Source organism: Halobellus captivus (genome assembly GCF_007655485.1).
GTDB lineage: Archaea > Halobacteriota > Halobacteria > Halobacteriales > Haloferacaceae > Haloquadratum > Haloquadratum captivum.
Genome location: NZ_VJXQ01000001.1, coordinates 307185 through 316545, shown reverse-complemented (window position 1 = coordinate 316545; position 9361 = coordinate 307185). Strand labels below are relative to the sequence as shown.

Sequence of the window (9361 nt, the reverse complement as noted above, 5' to 3'; positions counted from 1 at the left end):
CACGAAGTAAGGGCGAGCACTGTCGCACGAAGGGACCACGACCGTCGTCCCCTATCAAAACAATTAATGTGGCAGTTGGCCTGGTGACGCGTAACACGAGACTATGAAACTTGGTGACGCCCTCGCTCGGACGGTCCGCTGTTATCCCGACAAACTCGCGCTCGTAACCGACGACGGCCGTTCGTTCACTTACACGGAACTGGACGAGCGGAGCACCCGCTTGGCGAACGCGATCACCGACCGCATCGGAACCGGTCGGTGCGCCGTTCTCTCCGTCAACACGGTGGCCGCGATCGAATCGATGTGGGCAGGAAACAAGCGCGGCCTCGCGACGGTGCAACTGTCCTACCGAGCGACGGTCGGCGAGCTGAAGCGGATGGCAGAGACCGGCGACGCGGAAGCGCTGCTCTTCGATGACCACAACGCCGATGATGCGCTCGAACTGCTCGACCGAGGCGCGTTCGATGTCGCCGTCCACGCGGGCGACCGCGACATCGAACGCGAGGACGTCGAATCCTACGAGGACGTCCTCGCGGCGGCGGAGACGGAACTTGACGACTCCCACCCGGTCGACGACGAGTGCGCGATCCTGTACACCAGCGGCACGACGAGCGTTCCGAAAGCCGTGCCGTTCGATCAGGAACAGCTCTGGTACGGTGCGATCCAGGGAATTATGGAGCACGGCATCGACGAGACCGACGTCGCGCTGTGCACCTCGCCGTGGTACCATATGGTGACCACCGACGCGTGGCTCTACCCGCACTTCGTCGCGGGCGCAACCGTCGTGTTGCACTCGACGTTCGAGCCAGAAGAGGCCCTTCAGCTCATCGAGGGCCACGACGTGACGGGGCTGCTCGGCGTCCCGACTCAGCTGAAAGCGCTCAACGACGTCCAACGCGCGGCCGAAACGCCCTACGACACCGAATCGCTGTCGTACATCCGCACTGGGGGTGCGATCGTCACGGAGAACCTCATCGAGGCGACCCACGAGCACCTGAGCGAACACGTATACAACACCTACGGGATGACCGAGGCGGGGCCAGACCTCACGTTCGCCCACCCGGACGTGCAGGAGGAGCACCCGGGGACGATCGGCAAGGAGGCGTTCTCCTGGGAGATCCGCGTCGTCGAATCCGTGCCGATCTCCGAACACCCGGACCCGGAGGCGACCGTCGACCCCGGCGAGCGCGGCGAGATCATCGCCCGCGGTCCGGGAATGTCGTACGGATACATCGACAACGAGGAGGCCTCCGAGAAGTCGTACTTCGACGGGTGGCTCCGAACCCGCGACGTCGCCCGCATCGACGAGGAGGGCTATCTCTACATCGTCGACCGCGTGGACAATATGATCAACAGCGGCGGCGAGAACGTCTATCCCGCGGAGGTAGAGCGCGTCCTCGGCAACCACCCCGAGGTCGACGAGGCGTGCGTGTTCGGCCTCGACGACGAGGACTGGGGGCAAGTCGTCACCGCCGTCGTCGTGACCGAGAGCGACATCACCGCGGAGGACCTCGAGGAGTACTGCCTCCAGCACGACGGCCTCGCGAATTTCAAGCGCCCGCGGAACTACGCGATCACCGCGGATCCGCTCCCGCGAACCGACACGGGCACGCTCATCCGGGACGATCTGATCGAGAAGCACTTCTCCTGAGCGGACGGTCCCGTCGAGGGCCCGGCCCGCGTTTCGACGTTACGAGATCGGGATTCGGCTGGAGAAGCGACCGAGATTCAGCCGGAGAAGTGACCGGGATTCGGTCGGGAGCGAGCCGCCGAGTTTCGTTCAGAAGACGCCGACGTGCGGAATCAGGAGAAGAGCACGAACGGCCGGGGAATCAGAAGAAGAGCACGAACAGCCCGATCTGAATCGGCAGCAGGAACACGAGCGTCGCGATCGTACAGATCGACGCCATCCGGCTCAGTTCCATCGTGTCGACGACGCCGAGGCCGAGCATCGCGACCAACACGGCCGATTGGTAGGGGAAGAAGTACGCGTTGAGGGCGACGCTCTCGATCATCGCGACGGGGACGAGCGGGATCCCGGCGCTGGTCGCGAAGGTGACGAAGACGGGCGTGATCACGCTCGCGACGGCCATTCCCTCCATCACGAACGCCATAAGCATCGAGACGACGACGACGAACAGCAGCACGAGCGGCAGCGACGGATCGCTCGGCAGATACGAGAGCATCGTTTCGGCGGCCAGGTCGGTGAAGTCGGTCCGCTGCAGGCCCTCGGCGATAGCGAAGATCGCCCCCAGGAAAAAGAGGATCGAGAAGTCGGTCTCGCCGACCGCGTCGTGATCGATGACACCGATTCCGGGCGTGAACGAGAGGAGCGCGACGACGACCGCGCCGAACAGCGGGTGCAGACCGTGGACGAAGTCGGTCGCCCAGATCGCGACCCCGACGAGTAGGAAGAGCAGCATCCGTCGCTCGGTCGACGAAGGGGAGACGGCGTCGATCTGGTCCGGCGCGTCGATCGCACTTCGGTCTCGGGGGCGATACAGCAGATACGTGACGGCGACGACGACCGCGACGCGTCCGAGTCCCATCACCGGGCCCATCCAGATCGTCCATTCGGTCCACGTGATCGCGGGTCCGCCGCTGGATTCGACGAGGCCGGTGACGATGATGTTCGCCAGCGATCCGGTGAGAATGCCCGTTGCGCCGTAGTACGTGGCGAACAGGGGGCCGAGGAAGACGCCGATCTTCGCCTGCCGCTCGGTGAACAGATCACCGAACGATTTGAGGATCGGCGCGAGGATGAGCACGCGGACGAGCGAGGAGGGGACCAACACCGCGAGCGCGAGACTGCCGATCGAGAGCGCGACGAGCAGGTACCGGTAGACGGCGACCGCGTCGGTGGCGATCCGCTCGGGCATCCAGTAGAGCGCGATCCGCTCGACGAGTCCGGCGAGGCCGCTCGAATTTGCGGCCTCGCCGATCAGGAGGCCGACGACGACGAGCCACGTCGCGGGCGATTGGAAGCCGGTCAGCGCGAGTTCGGTCGAGAACCCGACGCCCATCAAGCCGATGCCGATCAGCGCCGTGAACCACGGTTGCACCGGCGATCCGATCCACATCACGACGCAGAACAGCGTGATCGCGAGCATCCGTGCCGCGTCGGGGTTCAGCGGCGCGAACTGGAGGACGGAACCGGCCACGAGCGCGCCTGCGGGCAGGGCGAGCCAAGACGGATCTGTCGGAAGCGCCCGACTCGCTCGTGCCGAGAGACCATCTGTCATCGTTCGTGTCGGTCGTGTCACCGGGGACCACAATAGGGGTGTCGGATCGCTCGTCGTCCTCGAATCACCGTCGGCTGCGGGGCTCACCCAACAGCGAGTCACCGCCGGAGCGGGGTCTCCAGGTCAGTCGTTTACCGCGGGTTCAGGCCCGTCCCCGAGGTTCGATCGCGGTTCGTCGTCGCGGGGGCGGAGACGCTACACGTTTAACACCCACGGCGTCGTACTCCCGTGCGATGTCTGACACAAATCTGCCCGTCACTGAGATCGCACCGGACGTCTACGATATCACCGTGAAAACGGCACCGGACGCCCGCTGGCGCGTGTTCTGCTTCGACGGCGAGACGCCGACGCTGGTCGACGCCGGATTCGAGGATACCGTCGACGTCGTCGCCGACGCGCTCGACGCGCTGGGGATCACGCCCGAGCGAATCATCGTAACGCACGGCGACCCCGATCACGTGGCCGGACTCGCGGGGCTCGTCGAGCGGTTCGGTCTCGAAACGTGGGCCCCCGAGGGCGTCGCGGTCCCCGTCGATGTCGATCACCGCTTCGGCGACGGGGACCGCGTGGGACAGTTCACGGCCGTTCACGTTCCGGGGCACACCGAAGCGCACCACGCGCTCGTCGACGAATCAACGGGGATCGCCGTCCTCGGCGACGCGGTGTTCGGATCGGACGCGAGGGGCCTGCCGGAGGGGTACTTCGTCCTCCCGACGGCACACTACTCGGCCGACCTCGCCGCCGCTGACGACTCGCTCGAACGGCTTCTGGAGTACGAGTTCGACGTCGGCCTCGTCTATCACGGTTCCAGCGTGACCGCCGACGCGAGAGAAAAGCTCGCCGCGTTCGTCGATTTCGCCGGAAAACGCTGAGCGGCGGCGCGCGGAAGTCATAGGGGTTATCGTAGCCGGTCGAAGGCCCAGAGACCCTCGACCGGCCACAGTCGTCGATTCGGATCAAACCGAATCGATGGTCTCCTACGAGAATCCCTATCAGTTCTCGGCGATCGCGTCCGAGAGGTCTTTGCCCGCGTTCTCGCCGAGGTACGCCTCGATGACCGTGTCGTCGTTCTGGATCTCCTCGGGCGTTCCCTCGGCGATGAGCTTCCCGTTATCGAGCACCATCACGCGCTCGCTGACACTCATCAGCGCGCGCATCACGTGATCGATGAGGAACACCGTCTTGCCCTCGTCGATGATGTCGCCGACGAGATCGATGATTCCCTCGGTCTCCTCGGGGTCGAGGCCGCCCGCGACCTCGTCGAAGAGGACCATCTCAGGATCGGTCGCGAGCACGCGCGCGATCTCGAGTCGCTTGAGCTGTCCGACGCTGAGTTCTCCGGGGTCGGTGTGCATCTGTTCTTCGAGGCCGACGAACTCGATCATCTCGGCGGCCCGTTCCCGCGGATCGTCGAACTCGCGGCCGCCGAACGACGCGCCGACGGTGACGTTTTCGAGCAGCGAGAGGCTCCCGAACGGGCGGACGATCTGGTGGGTCTTCGCCATCCCGCGGTGACAGATCTCGTGTTGGGACTTCCCGGTGATCTCCTCGCCGTCGAAGAACACTTCGCCCTCGGTCGGCGGGTGGACGCCGGTGATGGTCCGGAACAGCGTGCTCTTTCCGGCCCCGTTCGGACCGATGAGCCCGACGGCCTCGCCGCGATCGACGGTGAACGAGACGTCCTCGATGGCGACGACCCCACCGAACTTCTTCGTCAGCCCTCGACCTTCCAGTAACGTCATTATCGTTCGATATCCAAGCAACGATGATAAACTTACGGAATAGCCCGATGAGTGGGCGGCCGTTCGGCGCTGTGAACGGCGAGAGTCGGCGTCGATCCCCCGGGCGCTTGCAGGGGAACGGTCCGCGCGATCACAGGGGGAAAACGCTTTGAGGACGTTCGGCAAATGTCCGTGTGTGACTCTCAGACAGTTGTTCGACCCCTCGGCGATCGCCGTCATCGGCGCGTCGGCGACCGAGGGCAAGATCGGATACGAAGCGATGGCGAACGCCGCGATCTTCGACGGACCGGTGTATCCGGTGAACCCGTCGACGACGGGTGAGCTGTTCGGCGCGGAGTTCGTCTCGTCGGTGACCGAAATCGACGACGATGTCGATCTCGCGCTCTGCTGTGTGCCCGGCCCCGCGATGCCGGACGTGCTCGAAGAGTGCGGAGAGGCCGGAATCGGTGCGGCGGTCATCTACGCCAGCGGCTTCGCCGAAGCGGGCGGGAAAGGCGAAGAACTCCAGGACGCGCTCGTCGAGATCGCCGACGAGCACGGCATTTCGCTGCTCGGCCCGAACACCAGCGGCTTCCTCGTTCCCGGGATCGACCTCCGCTGTTCGTTCGCCAGCGGGGTCGAGGAGGTGCCGGAAGGCAACGTCGCGGTCGTCGCACAGAGCGGGGGCGTCGGGCTCGTCTTAGCGTTCCAATCCAGGCGGCAGGGTAGAGGCGTCTCCGCGCAGGTCGGCCTCGGCAACCGCGCGAACGTCGGTTTCGCCGAGGCGATCGAGTACTTCGACAGCGACGAGCGGACGGACGCGATCGTCCTGCACGTCGAGGGAACAGACGACGGCCGTCGGATGCTGGAAGCCTGCCGCGAGAGCGACACGCCGGTTATCGCCTACAAGGTGGGCCAGTCGGACGTCGGCGAATTCGCCGAATCACACACGGGGGCGCTCACGGGCGATCACGAACTGTACACCGCCGGATTCGCGCAGTACGGCGTCCCGACCGTCGACGCGACCGACGACCTCATGGACGCCGCCGCGGCGCTCGGGAACTCGCCGACGCCGGACGGACCGAACGTCGGCGTCGTCACCGCCCAGGCCGGGCCGGGGATCATCATCACCGACAGAATTCAGCGAGCGGGCGGTCGGCTCCCGGAACTCACGGCGGACACCCAAGAGCGCGTCGACGAGATCCTCCCCGGGATCACGTACGCCGACAACCCGGTCGACACCGGGCGACCGATGCCCGAGTTCGGCGAGATCGTGACCGCCGTCGCCGAGGACGAGCGAGTCGATATCGTGCTCGTCTACGAACTGTTCGAGGAGGCGATCGGATTCCCGGTCGCCGAGCTCGACGGCCTCGCGGCGCGCGTCGACAAGCCGGTGTTGTTCGCGACCGAGGGCATCGAAGAGGATCTCGCCGACCAGCGCGACCAACTCGCGGACGCAGGCGTCCCATTCTTCGAGACCCCCGAGCGCGCCGCGGACGCCGCTGGCGCACTCGCTCGGTACGCGCGCCTACACGCGGACAACGGCGTCGCTGACGGCGGCACAACACGTGTTGACGTCGCGGATTCGGAGGTGACCGCCGATGAGTGACGCCGTTCCCGAACCGATCGCGTCAGCGCGTGCGGACGGACGAGATACCCTCACTGAGGCGGAGGGGAAAGCCCTGCTCGCGTCGGTCGGTATCGACACGCCGTCGTTCGAGGTGTGCGAGAGCGTCGACGACGCCGTCGACGCGGCCGAAACCGTCGGCTACCCGGTCGTGGTGAAGGTATCCTCGCCCGCGGTCACCCACAAGAGCGACTGGGCCGACGGGATCGGCGTCGCGGTCGGCCTCGATTCGGAACCCGAGGTCCGCGAGGCCGCCGAGCGGATTTTCGAGGCGGCCGACGAGCGGGACATCGACGCCGACGTCCTCGTCGAGCAGGCGATGGATCTCGATCGCGGCACCGAAGTTATCGTCGGCGGAATCCGCGATCCGTCGTTCGGCCCCGTGGTACTCACCGGACTCGGGGGCGTGTTCACCGAGATCTTCGAGGACACCAGCCATCGGATCGCGCCGATCGACCGAGCGGAGGCCCGGTCGGCGATCGAGGAACTCCAGTCTGCACCCCTGCTTTCCGGCTACCGCGGGAGCGAGCCCGCGGATATCGACGCGCTCGCGGAGGTGATTTCGGCCGTCGGAGACCTGGTGACCGAACATCCGATCGCGGAACTCGACGTCAACCCCGTCCTCGCATCGATCGATGGAGTGATTGCACTCGACGCACTCGTCGTACTCGAACGCTAATGTTCGAACGCATCTGGACCGTCCGATTTTCGGACACGGACCCACACGGTATCGCCCACTACCCGCGCATCGTCGACGCGCTCCACGAGACGTCCGATATGTTTATGCAGGAGATCGGGTTCCCGTTCTGGGACATCGCGCAGAACCGCAACTTCGGCTTTCCGCTCGTGGACATGCAGTTCGAGTTCAAGGCACCGCTGCACGCGGGCGACGACGTCCGGATGACGCTGACGCCGGACCCGAGCACGCGCGCCGTCCGGTTCGAGTACGAGGCCTATAACGGCGACACGCTCGCCTTTTCGGGCTACGAACAGCGCGTCTGTGCGCAGACCGGCGGCGGCGGGGCGATCGAGATTCCCGACGAAATCCGCGAGAAGTTCGTCGAGTACGCCGAAGAGTAACTGGGCCAGACACCATTCGTTTCTACGGAGTCAGTATGCGAGCGGAGACGGCTGTTCGTTCGGTCGCTGAGCACGGTCCGGTTTCCCACCGAAACCGCACTAAGCCGACGGGCGATACGCTTTTAGCGGCGACGCGAGTACCCCGGAGTATGGCGGAGTTCGAGAACCCATACGCGACGGAGGATCCGTTCGTCGAGGCGCACTTCGACTGTCTCAACTGCGGCGGAAAGCTCTGGGAGTACGGGATCCAGCGCCGGATGGTGTGTGAGGACTGCCGGGCGCTGTTCCGAACCGAAGACGTGTTCGAGGCGCAGGCCTCCGCGTGACTGTCGGATTGACACGCCAGCCGAACGGCCGTTGAACCTCGACGCGGAACCTCGGCGGCGACAGTAGTCGGTCGAATCGGAAGCGAGTAATCGGCCGTTTTCGTCAGCGAGCGGCGCATATCCGGAATGGGGAGTGCGCACGTCCAACACACTTATTATCGCGTTACACTAAACGGTTGCGTATGGCAGAGCAAGAGCCAGAGGAACTCCTAGAGATGAGTTCCGAAACTCGGAATATTCTCGAGGAGCATCGCCTCCAGCCGCTCTGGGAAGTCGAAGACGAACTGGGCCACGCTCTCGACGACCCCGTGGCGGATATCTGGAAGTGGGAGGATATCAAAGAGTCCATCGACGCCATCGAGCAGGACGTCCCGATCGCCGACCTCCCGCCTGGATTCCAGCGCCGCGTCGCGGTCCCGATCAACGCCGCACACGCGATCTCGAACACGATCTACGTCGGGATTCAGACGGTTTCACCGGGCGAAACCGCGCCGTCGCACCGACACGGCGCAAACGCGCTGCGCTTTACGATCGACGGCCACGAAGATATGAAGACCGTCGTCGCGGGCGAGGAGTTCCCGATGAAGGACAACGACCTCGTCACCACCCCGCAGTGGGAGTGGCACGACCATGTCAACGAGAGCGACGAGACGGCCGCGTGGCTGGACGTGCTCGACCTCCCGCTCGTTCTCGATTCCCTGAACGCCAAGAACACGTTCGAGTACCACGAACTCGACCGTCAGCCGGTGACGAAGAGTCAGGGCTACTGGGCGTCTCAGTACGGTCGCGGGCGGCCGCAGGAGGAGGTAAAACAGAGCGGTATCCCCGGACCGTTCGAGGGCATCCACGACGCGACGCCGCCGTACCGGTTCGAGTGGGAGGAGATGGTCGAGTCGCTCCGGCAGCGCGCCGACAACGACGACCCCGACCCGAACGACGGCTACAGTCTCTCGTACGTCAACCCGGCCACCGGGAAGCCGCCGCTGTTCCCGACGATGTCGTTCCGCGCGCAGTTGCTCTTAGAGGAGACCGACCCGCACTTCCACAACGCCACGGAGGTGTTCTTCGTCATCGAGGGCGAGGGAGCGACCCACGTCGGCGACGAGGCGCTCGAGTGGAGCCAGTGGGACATCTTCGTGGTCCCGCCGGACGAGATCCACCACCACGAGCCCGACGGCGAGGCGAAACTGCTCGGCATCACCGACCGACCGGTGTTCGAGGCGTTCAACCTCTACGCCGAGGCCGAACCGTCCTCGTAGGCACGCTGCCGATCGCCGGGGGCGGTTCGTCGCTGATCGCTACCAACGGGGGCCACTACGCCCCGCAGGTCCCGATATCCGTTACTTGGAACCATATCCTTTTTAT

General features: G+C 65.2%; 9 protein-coding genes. 7 read left to right on the top strand and 2 right to left on the bottom strand.

Going from position 1 to position 9361, the window contains the following annotated elements:
* Positions 1-103: 103 nt before the first annotated feature.
* A complete protein-coding gene (locus FJT57_RS01490; protein ID WP_144901036.1) occupies positions 104-1651 on the top strand; it encodes a class I adenylate-forming enzyme family protein in 1548 nt (515 codons plus the stop codon).
* Between the two features lie 181 nt (positions 1652-1832).
* On the opposite strand, the gene FJT57_RS01485 is transcribed toward FJT57_RS01490, so the two are convergent.
* On the bottom strand, positions 1833-3242 hold the full coding sequence (locus FJT57_RS01485) for an SLC13 family permease (protein WP_144901035.1): 1410 nt from the start codon (positions 3240-3242) through the stop codon (positions 1833-1835).
* Between the two features lie 233 nt (positions 3243-3475).
* On the opposite strand from FJT57_RS01485, the gene FJT57_RS01480 reads away from it, so the two are divergent.
* Positions 3476-4114: an MBL fold metallo-hydrolase gene (locus FJT57_RS01480; protein WP_144901034.1), complete on the top strand. Its 639-nt coding sequence runs from the start codon at positions 3476-3478 to the stop codon at positions 4112-4114.
* Positions 4115-4234: 120 nt separating this feature from the next.
* Here the strand turns inward: FJT57_RS01480 and FJT57_RS01475 are convergent, their stop codons facing one another.
* Positions 4235-4984 carry an ABC transporter ATP-binding protein gene (locus FJT57_RS01475; RefSeq protein WP_144901033.1) on the bottom strand — a complete coding sequence of 250 codons (750 nt, stop codon included), beginning with the start codon at positions 4982-4984 and terminating at the stop codon, positions 4235-4237.
* A 175-nt stretch (positions 4985-5159) separates the two neighbouring features.
* On the opposite strand from FJT57_RS01475, the gene FJT57_RS01470 reads away from it, so the two are divergent.
* The 5 genes from FJT57_RS01470 to FJT57_RS01455 all read left to right on the top strand — a co-directional run bounded on the left by FJT57_RS01470 (position 5160) and on the right by FJT57_RS01455 (position 9255).
* Positions 5160-6572 (top strand): CoA-binding protein, encoded by a 1413-nt coding sequence (locus FJT57_RS01470; RefSeq protein ID WP_144901032.1) that lies wholly within the window; start codon positions 5160-5162, stop codon positions 6570-6572.
* Positions 6565-7269 carry an acetate--CoA ligase family protein gene (locus FJT57_RS01465; RefSeq protein WP_144901031.1) on the top strand — a complete coding sequence of 235 codons (705 nt, stop codon included), beginning with the start codon at positions 6565-6567 and terminating at the stop codon, positions 7267-7269. The genes FJT57_RS01470 and FJT57_RS01465 overlap by 8 nt, the downstream gene beginning before the upstream one ends.
* On the top strand, positions 7269-7670 hold the full coding sequence (locus FJT57_RS01460; RefSeq protein WP_144901030.1) for an acyl-CoA thioesterase: 402 nt from the start codon (positions 7269-7271) through the stop codon (positions 7668-7670). Before FJT57_RS01465 ends, FJT57_RS01460 begins: the two co-directional genes overlap by 1 nt.
* Positions 7671-7819: 149 nt before the next feature.
* Positions 7820-7996, top strand: a complete 177-nt coding sequence (locus FJT57_RS16540; protein ID WP_203229067.1) for a hypothetical protein — start codon at positions 7820-7822, stop codon at positions 7994-7996.
* Between the two features lie 182 nt (positions 7997-8178).
* Positions 8179-9255, top strand: a complete 1077-nt coding sequence (locus FJT57_RS01455; RefSeq protein ID WP_238993876.1) for a cupin domain-containing protein — start codon at positions 8179-8181, stop codon at positions 9253-9255.
* The last annotated feature ends 106 nt before the right edge of the window (positions 9256-9361 follow it).